Source organism: Streptomyces sp. NPDC048389 (assembly GCF_040706335.1).
Lineage (GTDB): Bacteria > Actinomycetota > Actinomycetes > Streptomycetales > Streptomycetaceae > Streptomyces.
Genome location: NZ_JBEZKP010000064.1, coordinates 1 through 17,257, shown reverse-complemented (window position 1 = coordinate 17,257; position 17,257 = coordinate 1). Strand labels below are relative to the sequence as shown.

11 protein-coding genes are annotated in these 17,257 nt (G+C 68.9%); 2 read left to right on the top strand and 9 right to left on the bottom strand.

The window, feature by feature from the left end; all coding sequences use genetic code 11:
* Positions 1–14: 14 nt before the first annotated feature.
* The 3 genes from AB0903_RS29790 to AB0903_RS29780 are packed head-to-tail and all read right to left on the bottom strand — an operon-like array spanning position 15 to position 4,318.
* On the bottom strand, positions 15–1,268 hold the full coding sequence (locus AB0903_RS29790; RefSeq protein WP_366707833.1) for a glycine betaine/L-proline ABC transporter ATP-binding protein: 1,254 nt from the start codon (positions 1,266–1,268) through the stop codon (positions 15–17).
* Entirely contained in the window at positions 1,265–2,812 is a 1,548-nt protein-coding gene (locus AB0903_RS29785) for a GMC oxidoreductase (protein ID WP_366707832.1), read from the bottom strand. The genes AB0903_RS29790 and AB0903_RS29785 overlap by 4 nt, the downstream gene beginning before the upstream one ends.
* Before the next feature lie 18 nt (positions 2,813–2,830).
* A complete protein-coding gene (locus tag AB0903_RS29780) occupies positions 2,831–4,318 on the bottom strand; it encodes an aldehyde dehydrogenase family protein (RefSeq protein WP_366707831.1) in 1,488 nt (495 codons plus the stop codon).
* Between the two features lie 900 nt (positions 4,319–5,218).
* Here AB0903_RS29780 and AB0903_RS29775 point away from each other — a divergent pair.
* The gene (locus AB0903_RS29775; RefSeq protein WP_366707830.1) at positions 5,219–7,555 is read left to right on the top strand and encodes an alpha/beta fold hydrolase; all 2,337 of its coding nucleotides are present in this window, start codon (positions 5,219–5,221) and stop codon (positions 7,553–7,555) included.
* A gap of 324 nt (positions 7,556–7,879) precedes the next feature.
* Here the strand turns inward: AB0903_RS29775 and AB0903_RS29770 are convergent, their stop codons facing one another.
* From AB0903_RS29770 to AB0903_RS29745, 6 genes are all read right to left on the bottom strand, one after another.
* On the bottom strand, positions 7,880–8,146 hold the full coding sequence (locus AB0903_RS29770) for a hypothetical protein (RefSeq protein ID WP_366707829.1): 267 nt from the start codon (positions 8,144–8,146) through the stop codon (positions 7,880–7,882).
* A gap of 141 nt (positions 8,147–8,287) precedes the next feature.
* The gene (locus tag AB0903_RS29765; RefSeq protein WP_366707828.1) at positions 8,288–9,511 is read right to left on the bottom strand and encodes an ISAs1 family transposase; all 1,224 of its coding nucleotides are present in this window, start codon (positions 9,509–9,511) and stop codon (positions 8,288–8,290) included.
* Positions 9,512–9,551: 40 nt separating this feature from the next.
* On the bottom strand, positions 9,552–10,127 hold the full coding sequence (locus tag AB0903_RS29760) for a hypothetical protein (RefSeq protein WP_366707827.1): 576 nt from the start codon (positions 10,125–10,127) through the stop codon (positions 9,552–9,554).
* Positions 10,128–10,257: 130 nt separating this feature from the next.
* Complete coding sequence (locus AB0903_RS29755) at positions 10,258–10,503, bottom strand: hypothetical protein (protein ID WP_366707826.1); 246 nt, start codon at positions 10,501–10,503, stop codon at positions 10,258–10,260.
* A gap of 437 nt (positions 10,504–10,940) precedes the next feature.
* Positions 10,941–11,735 (bottom strand): DUF6193 family natural product biosynthesis protein, encoded by a 795-nt coding sequence (locus AB0903_RS29750; protein ID WP_366707825.1) that lies wholly within the window; start codon positions 11,733–11,735, stop codon positions 10,941–10,943.
* A 267-nt stretch (positions 11,736–12,002) separates the two neighbouring features.
* Positions 12,003–16,127: a polymorphic toxin-type HINT domain-containing protein gene (locus AB0903_RS29745; RefSeq protein WP_366707824.1), complete on the bottom strand. Its 4,125-nt coding sequence runs from the start codon at positions 16,125–16,127 to the stop codon at positions 12,003–12,005.
* A 525-nt stretch (positions 16,128–16,652) separates the two neighbouring features.
* On the opposite strand from AB0903_RS29745, the gene AB0903_RS29740 reads away from it, so the two are divergent.
* Positions 16,653–17,186, top strand: a complete 534-nt coding sequence (locus AB0903_RS29740) for a hypothetical protein (RefSeq protein ID WP_366707823.1) — start codon at positions 16,653–16,655, stop codon at positions 17,184–17,186.
* The last annotated feature ends 71 nt before the right edge of the window (positions 17,187–17,257 follow it).

Here is a 17,257-nt window from a genome sequence, read left to right as displayed (position 1 = left end):
GTGCGTTCTGCCGGTCACGCGGCGACCCCCTCGTGGGCGGTCGTGCCCGCCACGACCCCCAGCAGGTCCGCGTGGCCGACGACGCCCAGGCACCGGCCGTCCTCGACGACGCGGGCGGTCCGCCCGGTGCGGGCCACGGCCTCGATCGCCTCGAAGACGGTCGCACCGGGGGCCAGCGCCGGGCCGCCCTCTCCCTCGTCGCCGGCGGCGGGCCGCATGGCGGTGCGCACGGTCATGACCTGCTCGCGCGGCACGTCGCGGACGAAGTCCCGTACGTACTCGTCGGCGGGGGAACCGACGATCTCCTCAGGGGTGCCCAGCTGCACGACCCGGCCGTCGCGCATCAGCGCGATCCGGTCGCCCAGCTTGAGCGCCTCGCTCAGGTCGTGGGTGATGAAGACCATCGTGCGGCCCTCCTCGTTGTGCAGCCGTACGACCTCCTCCTGCATGTCGCGGCGGATCAGCGGGTCGAGCGCGCTGAACGGCTCGTCGAAGAGCAGTACCTCGGGGTCCACGGCGAGCGCCCGTGCCAGTCCTACGCGCTGCTGCTGGCCGCCGGACAGCTGGCCGGGCCTGCGGTGCTCCAGGCCCTCCAGGCCGACCTTCGCGACGACGTCGGCGGCGCGCGAGCGGCGCGCGGCCCTGCCCATGCCCTGGATCTCCAGGCCGTAGGCGACGTTGTCGAGGACCGACCGGTGCGGCAGCAGACCGAAGTGCTGGAAGACCATGGAGGCGCGGTGGCGGCGCAGTTCGCGCAGCCGCGCGGTGTCCATGGAGAGCACGTCCTCGCCGTCGATGGCGATCGATCCGGAGGTCGGCTCGATCAGCCGGGTCAGGCAGCGCACGAGCGTGGACTTGCCGGAGCCGGACAGACCCATGACGACGAACACCTCGCCCTTGCGGACGTCGAAGGAGACGTCGCGCACGGCGGCGGTGCAGCCGGTGCGTTCGCGCAGTTCGACGGGGTCCAGGGCGGTGAGCTCCGGGTCGGCCGGGACCTTGGCGGCCTTCGGGCCGAAGACCTTCCACAGGTTGCGGACGGAGAAGACGGGGGGCTCTCCGGCGGACGCGGCGTCAGTGCCGGGCGCGCCCACCCCGACCGTGGCGTCCGGGCCCGGTACGTCCACGCCCGGCGCCTTCGCGACCGGCACGCCCGGCGCCTTCGCGTCCCTTACGTTCGCGTCCCTTACGTTCGCGTCCGGCGCCGTCGGCTCCGACTCCGTCGGCTCCGTCTTCGTGGGATCTGTCTTCGTGGGATCTGACTTCATCGGTTCCCGCCCCTCTTGTCGGCTTCCGCGCCCAGCAGATCAGCGCATTTCTCCCCGACCATCAGGACGCCGATCATCGGATTGACGGCCGTCATCGTCGGGAAGACGGACGCGTCGGCGATCCGGACGCCCTGAAGGCCCCGGATCCGCAGGTCGGGTGCGACGACCGCGAGTTCGTCGTCGGCGGCGCCCATCCGGCAGGTTCCGGCCGGGTGATACACGGTGTGCGCGACCTTGCGCGCGTACTCGCTGATGTCCTCGTCGGAGGTGATCTCCGGTCCCGGGCAGACCTCGCGCTTCAGCCAGCCGGCGAGCGGCTCCCGAGCCGCGATCTCGCGGGCGAGCTTGATTCCGTCGACGAGGGTGCGGCCGTCGTAGTCGTCCTCGTCGGTGAAGTACCGGAAGTCCAGCGCCGGCTTGACCTCGGGGTCCGCGCTGGTCAGGTAGAGCCGGCCGCGGCTGCGGGGCTTGGGGATGTTCGGGGTCATCGACACGCCGTGCGCGGGGCGTTCGTAGCCGAGCCGCTCCGGGTTGTCGGTGAACGGGACCTGGTAGAAGTGGAACATCAGGTCGGGGCCCTCGGACGCGGGGTCGCGCCGTACGAAGAGACCAGCGTCGCTGTCCATCGCGGAGTTCTCCGGGATGGGCCCGTGGGTCTCCCAGACGATGACCGACTCGGGGTGGTCGAGCAGGTTCTCGCCGACGCCCGGCAGGTCGTGGACGACGGGTATGCCGAGCCTCTCCAGGTCGGCGCGCGGTCCGATGCCGGAGTGCATCAGCAGCCGGGGCGTGTCGACGGCGCCCGCGCACACCAGCACCTCGCGCCGCGCCCGTACGACCCGCTCCTCGCCGTCCTTGGCGCGGACGTGCACGCCCGTCGCCCGCGTCCCGTCCAGCTCCAGCCGGTACGCCCAGGTCTCCAGGGCGATGTGCAGGTTCGGCCGGTCGAGGAAGGGGTGCAGATAGGCGACCGACGCCGAAGAGCGCTTGTTGTTCTCCGGGTGGTACGCGAGGTCGAAGAAGCCGACGCCCTCGTGGAAGGGCTTCTTGTTGAAGCCCTCGACGCGCGGCACTTCGAGCGCGGTCTGCGCGGCGTCGACGAAGTCGCGGGCGATGGCGTTCCGGTCGGCCTCGTCGACGGGGACGATGTTGTTGCGCAGCTTGTGGAAGTACGGGTCCATGGCCGCGGCGTCCCAGCCGTCGGCGCCGGCCTCTGCCCACTCGTCCCAGTCGGACGGCAGCGGCTTGAAGGCGATGAGGGTGTTGTGCGACGAGCAGCCGCCGAGTACGCGGGCCCGGCTGTGCCGGATGTGCGAGTTGCCGCGGGGCTGCTCGGTGGTCGGGTAGTCGTAGTCGAGCTCCCCTCCGAGCAGGCCCATCCAGCGGCGCAGGGTCAGCACGTCGTCACGGCCGACGTCGCTCGGGCCGCCCTCGATGACGGCCACGGTGACACCGGGGTCCTCGGTGAGGCGGGAGGCGATCACCGAGCCGGCGGTGCCGCCGCCGACGACGACGTAGTCGTACTCGTGGATGTGGTCGGTCATGGTGTGCGTTTCCTTGGCTCAGCCCGCGAACCAGCGCACGGGGCGCGGGGCGAGGTTCTGGTAGATGTGCTTCGCCTCGCGGTACTCGGCGAGTCCGGTGGGCCCCAGCTCACGTCCGATGCCGGACTTGCCGAAGCCGCCCCACTCCGCCTGCGGCAGATAGGGGTGGAAGTCGTTGATCCAGACGGTGCCGTGCCGCATCCGCCGGGCCATTCGCCGGGCGCGTCCGGCGTCGGCCGTCCAGACGGCGCCGGCGAGGCCGTACTCGGTGTCGTTGGCGAGGGCGAGGGCCTCTTCCTCGGTACGGAAGGTCTCGACGGTCAGGACCGGGCCGAAGATCTCCTCGCGGATCACGCGCATGGAGCGGTGGCAGTGGTCGAGGACAGTGGGCCGGTAGAAGTACCCGGGGCCCTCGGGCTTCTCGCCGCCGGCCCGCAGGACGGCGCCTTCCGCGAGCGCGGAGGCGACGAAGTCCTCGGTCTTGGCGAGCTGCTGCGCGGAGACGAGCGGGCCGCACTCGACGCCCTCGTCGGTGCCGCGGCCGAGACGGATCTTCTCGGCCCTGCGCGCCAGTTCGGCGACGAACCGCTCGCGCAGCGACTCCTCGACGATGAGCCGGGATCCGGCGGAGCAGACCTGACCGCTGTGGATGAACGCGGCGTTGAGTGCCTGGTCGACGGCGGTGTCGAAGCCCTCCGGGGTGGTGCAGGCGTCGGCGAAGACGACGTTCGGGTTCTTGCCGCCGAGTTCCAGGGCGACCTTCTTGACGCTCTCGGCGGCGGCGTGGGCGACCTTCGTACCGCTGGCGAGCCCCCCGGTGAAGGACACGAGGTCCACGTCGGGGTGGTCGGCCATCCGGGCACCGACGGGGTCGCCGGCACCGGTGACGATGTTGGCGACACCGGCGGGCAGCCCGGCCTCGACCAGCAGACCGATCAGCGCGACGGTGGTCAGCGGGGTGATCTCGCTGGGCTTGACCACAAAGGTATTGCCCGCGGCGAGGGCCGGGGCGATCTTCCAACTCGCTTGGAGAAGGGGGTAGTTCCACGGCGTGATCAAGGCGCACACGCCGAGTGGTTCGTGGACCACCACGCTGTGGACGTCGTCCGAGCCGGCGTCCACGACGCGTCCGCCGCTCTCGTTCATGACGAGGTCCGCGAAGTAGACGAAGGCGTCGCGCACGCAGTCGACGTCCACGCGGCCCTCCTCGAGGGTCTTCCCCGCGTCCTGGCTCTCGAGGGCGCCGATCTTCTCCCGGTCCCGCTCGAGGAGCGCGGCGACCCGCCGCAGCAGTGCCGCGCGCTCGGCGACAGGGGTCTGCGGCCACGGCCCGTTGTCGAACGCGTCACGCGCGGCGGCGACGGCGGCGTCCGTGTCCGCGAGGCCACCCTCGGCGACGACGGCGAACGTGGTCGCGTCGACGGGGTCGATGATCTCGCGCGTGGCGCCGGAGGTGGCCGTCCGCCACTCTCCGCCCACATGAATGGTCTTCTGCACTGCCGACACGTCGCCTTTGCCCTTCACTTACCGTTTCGCCCACCGGTCGTCCGACCCAGCGATCTGGCCGCCTGCCCCCGATGGCCAGAACCATGCGCATCGGTTAACGGAAAGTGACCCGGCTCACGGACGCGGCATCGCCGGGAGTCCGGACAGGAGCCGCCGCGCTCGCCGTGATGCACGGCGTTCGGACCGCTCACGGTCGGTGGCCCGGTCCACGGGCGGCCCGTCACTGCACCGGGCGAATGCGCGCCTCCTCCCGTCGGCCGTCCGAGCGGCACGCCCGGGACCGGCCCCGGGGCCTCTGCCGACGCCCCGGGCGCGGATCCCACGAGCGGTGGACGTCTCCCCGCAGGCTCAGGCCGGCGAACGCAGTGCCCGCCCCGAGCGTGCGGCGGGCCGACCGGCACGGCATCGCCCCTGACGGGGCGGCCCGGGAACGTCGGTGAGAATCACATGCGAAAACTGGGCATCAGTCAGAGTTTCCTGCCCTCGATTCACCGAAGCGGCAGGTTCGTACGAAGGCGGAGGCTGCACCGGTGCACACGGCGACACTCCCGTGGTGCGCGCGCCGCCACAGCACTTGCCACAGCCGGTCTGGCCTTCCTGGGAGCGGCCGGCACGGCACCGAGCGTTGGCGCCCCACCCCCGTCGGCGAGTCCCGTCGAGACCTCCGGCGCGATTCGTGCCCAGTCCCTGTCCGAAGACGCCCGAGCCGATCCCCAGGCGGTGCGGGTTCCTGGAGGTGCCCGAGAACCGAACCCACCAGGGCGGACGGACCGTCAAGCTGGCCGTTGCGATCATTCCGGCCGCGTCGAAGACGCCGGCTGACGACCCGGTGGTGTTCACGACCGGTGGCCCCGGAGGCGACGCACGATCGGAGACATTCCCTTCCTGATCGACGCTGGGGTGAACCGGGCTCGCGACCTGATCGTCATGGCCCAGCGCGGAGCGCTCCACTCGCAGCCGAACCTCGCCTGTCCGGAGATCGACCGGTTCTACGCCGACGTCGTGGGGCTGCGCTACGACGCGCCGTCGACCGGGCGCCTCCTGGTGCGCGCGGCGACGGAATGCCGGGATCGTCTGACGGCCGACGGGGTCGACCTGAGTGCCTACAACACCACCGAGAACGCGGCCGACTTCGCCGACCTGCGCAAGGCGCTGGGCATCCACCGGTGGAACGTCTACGGGTACTCCTACGGCACCGACCTGGCCCTCACCTTCCTGCGCCGGCACCCGGAGGGGATCCGCTCGGTGACGATCGACTCCGTCGTACCGCCGCAGATCGTGAGCCTGCCGTGGACCTGGGACAGCGCCCGGGAAGGCATCGGCGCCATCTTCGCGGCGTGCGAGGCCCAGCCCCGCTGCAAGAGCCGCTACCCGGACCTCCTGCTCACGCTGACGGAGCAGGTCCGACGCCTGGAGGCGCAGCCCCTCACGCTGACGGCGCGGCCGCCGGGCGGCAAAGACCCGGTGAAGGTCGTCCTCGACGGAGGTGCGCTGGTGAACCTGCTGATCGCCAACGCCGTCCCGGCCGTCGACGTCCCCGCCGCCCTCGTCCTGGCCTCCTTCCTCACGCGTCCGACCGCGCCCGACACCTCGTGCGTGGCAGGACTCGCGCCGAAGCCGTTCACCATCACCCCTGCCCCGGAGAGCACATGGTGTCCATCGCCCGCCCCACCACAGGCACGCCGTGCGACGGCTCCCGGCCGCTCTGGCCGGGGTCACGGCCGGTGCCGTCGTCGTCGGCCTCGCCGTGACGTCCGCCCGAGCCGGCGGCGACACCGGAGCTGCGCTGGGCACGGTCGCCCTGACAGCGGGCGACGCCCGCTTCGTGCCGGGCCCCTGCCCGAGGACTGCGGACTCGATCCCCGCCCTGACAAGGGCCCGCTGCGAGATACTCACCGTTCCCGAGAACCGCTCCCGCCACAAGGGACGGAAGATCGCCCTCTCGGTCGCGATCGTGGCGGCGGCCACGAGCAGACCGGCACCCGACCCGATCGTCTGGTTCGCCGGCGGGCCCGGCGACGACGCGGTCTCCGAGGCGAGTTGGCGATCGACGGCGGCCTGAACCGCGACCGGGACGTGATCTTCATGTCCCAGCGTGGGACCTACTCTGCCGACCCGGCGCTCACCTGTCCGGACATCGACGAGTTCACCGCACGCGCCGTCGGCCTCGTCCCCGGTGCGCCGTCCACCGGGCGCCTGCACGTCAAGGCGACGCGGGCCTGCCGCGAACAGTCTGCCGAGCGGACCGACCTCAGCGCCTACAACACCACTGAGAGCGCCGCCGACTACGCCGCCCTGCGCGTCGCGCTGGGCATCGAGCAGTGGCACATGTTCGGCATCTCGTACGGCACCGACCTGGCTCTCACGTACATGCGAGAGCACCCGAAGGGCATCCGGTCGGTCGGCATCGACGGCGTCCTGCCGCCGTCCCTGGCAGGGGCGAGCGTGACCTGGAGCGCCGCACGACAGGGATTCGACGGCCTGTTCAGGGCCTGCGCGGAGCAGCCCGCGTGCAACCGCCGCTATCCGAACCTGTCGGACACCTTCGAGCGCCTCGTCCGTGAGCTGGAAGCCAAGCCGCTCACCACCACCGTCACGGTCCCGGGGCGCGCGACGCCGGTGAAGGTCGTGCTGGACGGCGGGGTCCTGGTGAACTGGCTGACCTCCGCCACCCGCCTGGCGGCCAGAGTGCCCCGCTCCATCGACGAGCTCGCCCGAGGCAACCCGCAGCGGATCGCCGAGCAGTGGGCGGGCGGCAAGCTCAGCCCGCAGGCCGTCGGGAGGCTCGCCCACGGGCTCGCCTACGGGGTCTTCTGCAGTGAGTGGACACCGTTCGAGACCGAGGCCGACGTGATCCGGGCAGGGCGGCCGGCGTTCCCGTCGTTCCCCCGCTCGGTGCTCGCCAACGCTCCGCAGCTCCCCTTCCTCCACGCGGACTGCCGCGCCTGGGACGTCCCGGCCGCGCCACGCCCGGTCCGTGAGGTGACGCGGAGCGACATCCCGACTCTGGTCATGTCGGCCGGCTTCGACGCCCAGACGGCGGCGGGCAACGGTACTTACGCCACCCTTACGTTGAGCCGGTCCACGGCCGTCACGGTCCCCTACGTCGTCCATGTCGCCTTCGCCGAGTCACCGTGTGCGCAAGCGATCACCGCCTCGTTCTTCGAGAGTCCCACCGCGCCGGACACCCGACGCCTCGCGGGTCTCCAGCCGCCCGAGTTCGAGGTCGGGCCGTAGTCAGTTCTTCGTGACCCGGACCGTGCCCCTGCCCCGCAGGGGCACGGTCCTCCCGAGCGCGGCGCCGCCCGCGACGCCGGCCAGGCCCGGCAGCCATCGCCGCCCCCCGCAGACGCTTCGAAGGCATCCGCGGCACGGGCTGCCGCCGAGGACGCCCGCGCGGCCGGCCGCCAAGGCACGCACCGTCGCGAAGGCCGCGGAGCATGCCTACCTCGCCTCCTCGCATGCCTCAGCCACCGGTTCCGCCGACAAAGCCTCCGCCGCGGCGGAGGACGCGGCGGCACACGCCGGTGAGGCAACCGAGTACGCCAAGCGGTCCACCGCTCACGGGGAGGCCGCCATCCAGGCCGCCAACACGGCTGCCGAAGCGGTCAAGGAAAGCCGGACGTCCAGGCGGCTGCCCCGCCAGGGCAAGAGCGACCGCATCCAGCAGGACACCGAGGTCGGAATGGTGGCGGCCCGTATCAGGCCGCTCAGGAGCAGGAGGTCCAGGACCTCGTCGCGCAGGCCCAGACGGCCCTCGCCTCCGGAAACGACGTCCAGACCGTGGGCTTTGGACGCCAGGCGACGATCAGGCTCCTCGACAGCCACGGGATGTGGCCTGCGTCCAGGTACGGAACTGCAACGCGCTCTGCGTAAGGCACTCCGAGAAATTCGTAGACGCCAACTCAGCCGGGAGACGAAGCGCGGTACGCCGCTTGGAGCGCCGCCCACTCCGTGGCCAGGGCGGCTTCAAGTTCCCGGTAGGAGCGGGGTGTCGGTGATGCCCCAGATCCAGACGGCGTGTTCGGGTGCGTCCCGGATCGCTCGGGTGGTCTTGGCGATGTTGTCCGCTCCCAGCAGCCGCAGCCTGCCGATGGCCAGGTTTCGCAAAGAGGCCATCGCCCGCGGCGCGCTGCCGGTGTGGACCGTGGAGGCGTCCTCGGCGAACACCACATCTCTGACATGGTGGCTGGAATTTTCGATTCCCCAGTGCCCGCGCACGTATCCGCCCAACTCGGCGGGGCTGGCCTGGTGGGTATCGAGGCTGGTGACGGCGTAGACGGTCTCCCGGGTCTGCCGCTTGCCGCTCTCCTGGCGGCGCCGGTGTATGCGCGGGGCCAGCCGTGCTTCCGGGAAGGCGATCCCGCCCAGGTTCGCCGCGATGGCCATGGTCTTGACCGAGCGGGTCTCCCGCCGTCCGTGCCCGGTTGCGGAGACGGTGTGCGCCACGGGCACCTGCTCCCACGGCAGCGCCTTGACCTGAGCTGACGCGTTCGGCTGGTTTCCCTTGATCACGGCGATGTAGTGGGCGTTCTTCTCCTGCACCAGCCAGCGCACCTGGTCCTTGACGCTGTGCAGGGCGTCGAAGGTGACCACGGCGCCGGCCAGATCGAGGGGTTCCAGCAGCGGGCGGAAGGCGGCTGTCTCGTTGGTCTTGTCCCCCACCTCCCGCTGGGCCAAGGTGACGGTGGGGGCGTGGGTGACGGCGGACAGCAGGTGCCGGTGGCGCTGGGTTCGGTGCGCGGAGCCGGACAGCGCCTTGCCGTCCACCGCGACCGCCGGCCGCGGCGCCGAGCCGGTGGCGCCGACGGCGGAGTGGTCGCGTTCGGCCAGGTAGGCGCCGATCGCGGCGTCCAGGGCATCGCCGTCGAGGGCGGCCAGGAGCCGGGTGAGGGTGGCATGGGACGGGGCGCGGCGACGTCCGGGCAGGTGGCGGCGGATGCCGAGTTGTTCCAGCACCGTGATGGTGGCGCGCTGTCCCCATTCGGTGATCTCGGTGATGGTCCGGGCGCCGGAGACGACTGCGCAGGCGCAGATCAGCAGCAAGCTGACCAGGGGATACCACCGCCCGCGACGTGAACGCGGGTCGGGTACGCGCTGGAGGTGGGCGCGCAGGCGGCCGGTGTCGTGCTGGTGGAGGGGACCCAGTTTCACCAGGACGGCAGGGATCGGGGAGGATGGAGCGGCAGGCACGGGACCTCGAAGTGATCAGCTGGCGTAGACACCCTGATGATCACCGGTCTCGTGCCTGTGCTGTTGCCACGTCAAATCCCGCTGGGCGCGGACGATCTACGCGATCCCGGAACTTGCAACCGCCCTGCTCCGTGGCCGGGAACTCGTGCCCCCACTCCTTCCTGTATCCGGCCGTCCCGTGCTGGGTGAGGAGTTCCCCCACCATGGCCATGAAGGCATTGGCGAAATCCTCGGTCGATACTCGGCCGGCCCAGAGCAGCTTCGCATCCAGCCACCAGGTCTGCGGCTCGTTCAGGTGGGAGAAACTCACGATCTGCACGAAGATCTTGCAATCACTCTGATTGAAGAAGATTCTCGCGCCACTCGGCTCGTCGAAGAATGTCACAAAGGTCGCCCTGCACCCGGCCAGTAGATCCCGAACAGCGTTCATGAAGGCGGCAAGCACTTCCGGACCGACATATGAGGCTTCGACCTTCAATTCGACGTCCCCTACCGTCCACAGCCAATCTGCCCAGCCGGCGCCCAGCCTCCACTGCATGCTCTGACCTGGCCCCTGCGAAACCTCATATGCTCCCGCACCCACGTCCATATCATGCTCATAGCCCTGGGCTTTCACGAAGGATCTATCGGGAAACAAGGCACTCTCCCATGGTCCTCTTGCAGCTCGAGGCGCTGCAGAAGAGCCACCTCACATGCCGGTGCCCGGCGGAGAGCTACCTCCGCCAGGCAGGTGTCGGCGGTCGATGTTACCGAGCCTTGAGTTCGGCAGCCCGTTGCTTCAGTGCGTCAGCCTCATTGTCCCAGTCCGGACCGAACGAGTAGAGGTCGGCGGCGGCGTCGCTCAGCAGGTTGGCGTCATCCGGCCGCTGTAGACATGCGAGACGGTAGGCGAGATTGCGTGCCCACGGCGGCAGCGCCATCCAGTCCTCGGTCAAGATCTCATCCAGCATCCCGAGGATCTCGTTCGCCGACGCGAATGTGATGCGCTCCACGAAATACGAGACCGCTTCCGGAATGGCACCCGGCTGAGTACTTCAGCGCGTGCGATCATTTCCCGAGTTTTCGTCGTGAGGTCCTTCATGTCGGTTACGTCTCCAGCCAGTAGGTGCCCACCTGGAATTTCCCGTCAGGTGAGCGGCTTGCGCGATAGGTGATCTTGTACTGGCCGAAGCTGATCGCCTGCTCGTAGGGTCCTTGGCCGTCCCGGACTCACGGTCGGCAGTTCTCCTCCGCGCATCATGTAGCCGTAGACATGGTCAATGATCGCCTGCTCCCCCTGGTCGGGAGTGATGCCTGTGTCGCGAGCGAGGTCGGTTTCGTGGGGGTGTTCGCCGTGGAAGCCGTGTCCGGTACTGAACCTTCAGTAACCCTCGCCTACATACGCGTCGCGCTTGAAGGAATGCCCCTCACGCCACCTAGGGTGGACCACTTACGCTCCTCGTCGTGCAGCGCGGATCACTTCGACCGCAGCGCCGCATCCCTCCGGCAGTCCTGCCACCACGATTCCGACTGCTTCTTCGGTCGTCTCGGCGATGCGCTTTGGAATCTTCGGATCCCACAAACAGATGACCCTCCAGCGACCGCCTGTCATCGGGAAGATGCTGGGTACATCACTCCCAGGCCCCGAAATCGTACGCCGACGGAATTGCAAGGATCCGTGAGTAACGATGGGGAACAATGACCGCAGCTCCGGCGACCTGAATGCCGCTGCCACCAAGTCCTGATCAATTAGGTTGGCCGGCAGCCTCTGGATCGATGCCCACTCGAATTCCACCGCCTTTCCCTGATCGTGCGCCAATGCCTCTGGGGTCACAGTCAAGAACTCCCACTCGGCGGCCATTTCGGCAAGTGGCATTCCTGATCGCCAAGCGTGGGCGACCTCGACTGCGACTTCCAGGGATCCTGTGGCACCGTAACCTCCGATCCCCAAAAGGGGCATGCGGATCATGACTGTCACTTCGCGGCGTTCCTGTCGCAGTTCTATCCGCACATCGCCACACTCCGCTTCGACAACGGCGGCGAAATGTGATGACCGCCCCTCCGGGGGGTATGACTCACCCAGCCCGGCCATCGGCACTCCCATTTGCTTCCCGGTCTCCCGGAGGGCGGCCACCAGATCCCCACCGGCGGCCTCCACGTCCGGGTACAAAAAAGGATCCGGCCTCATCGCTCTACTACTCATCACGCCATCCTCTGCCAGTCCGAAAAAAATCAGATCGGTCAACGACCTCCAATCTGGAGACCGCCCAAAGACCACGCGCACTGCTGAACCAGGGCCTCAGTCGCGACGAAGGCACCCGGGTTGCCCGCAGGCGGTGGATAAAGACTATTATCACGGACTTCGCTTCCAGCACTCGCATCAGCCCCACGCCCCGGAGCACCGCGCCCGCTTCAGATGAAGCCAAGCCAAGCAGGGTGCGTTCACAACACCAGGAAAGGGTGAGCTCTGATAGCCCCTTCAGAGCCCACCCTGCCGAATCGCGTTCAGCCCTTACCGGAATTCCCTGAACGGGTCGTCAATATCAACTTTTTTCCCCTTCCAATAGAAGGTGACTGTATTCCATGACCGTTCGGATGTCGAACCGGGCACCAATTGCCTCATGACGACACCCAATTCCCATGCGGTCTGGTTTCCATTTGAGGCTTGCTCTTCCCATGGCTTGCCAGCTAGCTTGCGCCCCCGGGCCCAGGTGAATTCGAAAGCAGCCTGCGCGTTCGGAAACTCATTCAAATTGCCGTCAAGGAGATGGTCCAGCGAGAACGAAATATTCACGGATGGGTTGCCAGCTGCCTCCTCTACACCCTCCATCCAAAGAGGACGACTGGTCGGGTCGCTCGGATCCCTAGGGCTTCCCCATCCCTCCCTGTTGTTGAACGTGTACCAGGTACCGTCGCCTTCGCCATTCAGCATGTCGCGCAAGCTGTCTCCGCCCTGCCCCCTGTTCACTCCGAGGACGACCTGGTCACCACAATTCACCAGCCGATTTGAATTATGGACCAGAACAGGCGTGTGGCCGGCGAGAACAAAATAGGTGTGCAGGCCGTTTACGGTCAGGTTGTATGCGGGCTGCAGTGTCTTCCAATGCTCCACGCTGCCGATGCGTGCGGTACTTCCGTCGGCGGTTCGCAGGAGGTCGCCGGAGTTGAGGTCGACGGCGTTCGTCCACTTCTGTGTCTTCTCCGACCAGAACGGATGGTTATCCGTTGCGGTCAGAGAAGCCCCACCGCTCGCTGCATCAAGGGCGATGCTGGTGAAGTCACGATCATCGGGCGTGTAGATGACGTCGTCGACGCGGCGCGGACCCCTGGTGCCAGTGGTCGGGTCCATTGCCTGGACCAGGTCACCGGTCCGGATCTGCTCGATGGGCAGCCCGGTGCCGTCGCTCATCAGAACTCGCGTGCCTGCCGGGAAGCTGTTGTGCCCCGTCGGGCAGAGCGAAGGCGTCTTCCTGAACAGTTTCGCCAGTTCGTCGTAGATGGCCTTGACCCGGGAGCCGTACTTCTCGGAGTAGCGTGTCCACTTGGCGGGCGTGGTGGCCCAGCCCCCGATGGGGATCATGGAGGCGCAGGCAAGTCCCGCGTCTGTCCAGGCGCCGTCGCGGCCGGCGGTGCCTTCGATCGCGTAGATGCTGCAGTTGAAACCGTCGGCGGGCTCACCCAGGACGGGCACCATTCCGAGGATGTCGAGTCCGACGTGGATCAGGTCGAGCCGGACGCCGATCGGTGTGTCCGGGGGCAGTTGGCGGGTCAGAAGGATGCGGGCTACGTCCACGCCGATCTTGATCAGCTGGGCCCTTCTGGCGGCCTCCTCGGCCTGTTGCTTTTGGACTTCTTTCTTGTACTCGTCGACCATGTAGCGGTAAATGGTCTGCTGGTGTGCGGTCCGTGCCTCGTCAGCGCTCTTGCCGGCTTCGACTGCGGAGATGCGTGCGGCTTCGGCGGCAGCGAAGGCACTTTCTGCGTAGTCGGCGGCGGCCAGTGAGCTGGCATAGGCGGCCGCTGCGGAGTTACCGGCCCGCACGGCGCTGTACTCGGCTTGCCTTTCCGCCTTGGTGGCGGTGGCCGCTGAGGCGGCCGCACCGTCGGCGGATTTGCGGGCATTGGCGGCGGACTGCTTGGCCTGGTTTGCGTAGTCAGTAGCCTGGTCGGCGTAGCCCTGTGCCGTGGTGGCGTGGCCGGCGGCCTCGTCGGCGTGGCCCTGCGCGGTGGCCGCAGACTTCGCGGCGTTGAATGCGTCCCGGTAGGCGAGGGCCGAGATGCGGCTGGCTGCGGCGATGATGGCCTTCACTTGCGCGACGTGGGCTGTGTTGAGCTGGTCGCGGCGCTTGGCCCGGTGCTGGCCGGATTGGATGAAGGTCTGCAGGTGGGTGTCAGGGCTCGCCAGGGCGGTCTCGGCAGCTGCCTTGACCTCGGGGGTGCCTCCTTCGGCCAGGCGGGCGGCCTCGACCCGGTCATCCTCCAAGCGTGCCTGGTGCTGGCCGGATTGGAGGAACTCCTCGAGCGCTTTGGGGTCGGGGTTGTGCAGTGCGGCCGAGGCCGCCTCCTTTACGCCCGTTCCGCCGGCCTCGGCCAGGCGGGCGACCTCGATGCGGAGATCGGGCGCGGCGGCCTGGTACTGACCGGTCGTCAGGAAGGCGCGTACCTCCTCAGCTGTGCCTTTGAGCGCGGTGGCCGCGGCATCGCGCAGGTCCTTGTAGGAACCCCTCTGCGCGATGTGGTTGACCTGTTGGCGCTCATCCTGTGCGGCTGCTGTCTTCCAGCCGCCGGTGGCATAGGCGATGACGGCTGCGTCGTCGCCCACGAGGGCGGCTTCGGCCGCGGCACGGGACCAGGGGCCGTTCACCTGCAGAGCTGTCAGGGCCATCTTGCGGCCGGTGGCAGCGATCTGCGCCGGATCGGCGCCGGGCTGTTCGGCCTGGATGGCGAGCTGGGCGAAGTCACTCTCGAGCTTGTTCCACTCCTGCAGGAGGCGGTTGGCTTCGGTCTTGGCCTGGTCGTAGAGGGCCTTGGCGTCGCGGGCCTCATTGACGAGAGTGTTGGTGCGGGCTGCGACCTCCTCGGCCTCGCGCTTGCGGGCCTTGTCCTGCACGGCTTGGGCCTGTTTGACGGCATCACCTGCCCGCTGCGCCGCCTTCAGTGCCTGGGCGGCGTTGGTCTTGGCCGCGTCTGCGGCGGCCTGGGCGTCCCCGGCGTGTTCGTTGGCCTTTCGGGCTGCGGCTGCGGCCTTGCGAGCGTGATCGGCGGCCGAGCGGGCGGCTGCAGCCGACTCGCCGGCGGCCGCGGCGGCCGCGGCGGCGTGTGCCCGGGCGGCCTCGGCCGCCCGCTTGGCTTCCGCTGCATGGCGACGCGCGGAGGCCGAGGCAGCCTGGGCCTGACCGGAGTGCACTCCGGCCTGCTGGGCCAGGTTGTGGGACTCCATGGCCGCATCGGCGGCGGCGTTCATGTCCTCAATGGCCCCGAGGGCGGCGTTGAGGGCGTTGGTGGAGTGGTACAGGGTCTGGCGTACCGCGTCGGCGGAGTCCGCGATCTTACTCGCTTCGTCAGCGGCCCGCTCTGCCGCGGCGGCGACAGTTTCGTTGACCTTGCCGGAGGCCGCGGCGTCCCAGGCGCGGCTGGCGGCCTGCGAGGCGTACAGCGCCGCGGTGGAGGCGTTGTGAGCGGCGATCGCCGCGGTCTGGGCTGCCGCATTCGCCGCGCGCGCGGCCGATATGGCCGCTCCAGCGGCAGAGGCTGCGCGACGTGCGGATTCGGCTGCTCGCCGGGCGGCGTCCGCCGCCCGGCGGGCGTCGCTCTTGGCTGCCGCGGTCTCGGCGGCCGCCTTGGCAGCCTCCTGCTTGGCCAGCGCGGCGGAAGCCTTGGCCTTCTCCGCCTGCTCCTGCGCGCTCTTCATGGCCTTCTCCGAGGCCGTCTGAGCGGCCCGGGTCTGCTTGGCCAGATCGCTGATCGTGGCGTGTTCCTGGTCCTGGGCACGCGTAATGTGCTGCCCGTAGGTGAGGAACTCGCGGACGTCGTCGATGGATCCCTTGAGAGCTGCGCTCGCGGCGCGTTTGGTCGCCGGGCCGCCTGCAGCCTCGATCTGGGCGACTCGGACGCGCGCGTCGTCGTCACGCTGGCGGTACTGGCCCTCGGCCAGGAACGCCTTGACGTCCTCAAGGGTGCCGCGCATGGCCTTGTCACCGGCCTCGCGGACTCCTGTCCCTCCGGCCTCCGTTATCCGGGCGGCCTCAACGCGCTGGTCGTCGGCGAGCGGGTCCTGCCAGCCGTTCTCCATGAACGCGGCCAGCTGTTCGGGGGTGCCGTCCAGCGCAGCGCGGGCGGCCTCGCTCAAGCCCGGCCCGGCCTCGGTGACCAGCTTGAGTGCGGCCTCGCGCAGGTCGAGTTCCTCAGCGACCTTCTGCCCAGATGCCAGGTAGGCGCGTACCTGCTCGTCGTTCCCGGCGAGTGCGGATCCGGCGGCCGACTTCACGGCCGGGCCGCCAGTCTTCCAATTGGCCAGCACACGTTGGCGGTCGGACAGCGGTGGTGTTCCTGGTTCCTCTGCAACGGCGGGTGTTGCAGACACCAGTCCGGCGGCCAGGACGAGTGGCAGCAAACCGCAAACGGCCTTGATGGCCATCGCGTACCCGCTACCCCACGCCGAGGCGCGCCGGCTTCTGATGCGAAGCACGGAGTGTTCCCCTCTTTCTGGGTTGTGCAGATCCCGGCACGGCAGGACCGGGCCTTCGGTCACCGACCGCAGGCCCGGAGGGGCGCCATCGCCCCTGCCATGAACTTTCGGGGCCGGCCACCCCCTTCGCAGCGGCCTCCCCAAGCCGAAGGGCAGCGGACCCCTTTCCCGGGCGGACCCGGTACAGGACTGCTGAATCGGGAACGGAAGACCTCGGCACGCCGGAAAGGGTTGTAGACCAGATACAGAGCGTTATACGTCCGTGATCACCACGCGCAACCACCACTGCCAAGTGCATCCACTCAGCAACTGGTTGCTGAAGCGGGAATGCCAGATGCTGTCAGGGTCGGGCTATTGTTCTCCGCGGCCTCCCCAGGCGATCACGCTCGGCCCACACCGATGTGGACCGAACCTCTCCGTCCCACCTGCACCAACGCGCAGTGTGGGAGCCTTCCGAAAGCGAAGACAGTACCCGTGCGTATACGCAGATGGCTGCCCATAGCCACCATGACCAGCGCTGTCGTCCTGGGGGCACCGATTCCGGCCGTGTCCGCCGACGGCGATGCCCCCTACACGGTCGAAGACGGCGCCTACCCGTACCGATCACAAATTCTGGCCGCGACAGGCGCCGACCTCATCTCCGGTGACGGCAACATCACCCACACCTCCTGCAGCAGCACGTCCTACCAGATCATGGTGTGGGCGCGGAACCTGCCGACCAACGAGTCCCGTATCTGCTTCAAGGCCGCGAACACCGGCTACCTGCAGGTCAACATCCCCCGCGCCTACCGCATCGAGACCATCGACCGGGACATCAGGGCCAGCGTCTCCATCAGCGGACAAACGGAGCAGCTCAACGTCCCCAAGGACACCGCGAAGAGCTTCGGCGACGCCGACCCGACCGATCCGCAGCAGGCGGTGGTGCTCGAGATGCGGGTCACCGGCAGCAGCACACCACCACCCGCCAGCGAGCCCGGTGACAAGGCCACTGAGCGGTGTGCATCGTGAAGTTGCAGGTCACGGGTCTGGTGTGCGGGCGTCCTTCCGTGCTCGCGCTGGTCGGCGGGCGGTGTCCACGA

Bases quoted from the DNA above. Each gene is read 5' to 3' on its own strand.
- AB0903_RS29790 (WP_366707833.1), bottom strand. From the start codon at position 1,268: ATGAAGTCAGATCCCACGAAGACAGATCCCACGAAGACGGAGCCGACG.
- AB0903_RS29785 (WP_366707832.1), bottom strand. From the start codon at position 2,812: ATGACCGACCACATCCACGAGTACGACTACGTCGTCGTCGGCGGCGGC.
- AB0903_RS29745 (WP_366707824.1), bottom strand. From the start codon at position 16,127: ATGGCCATCAAGGCCGTTTGCGGTTTGCTGCCACTCGTCCTGGCCGCC.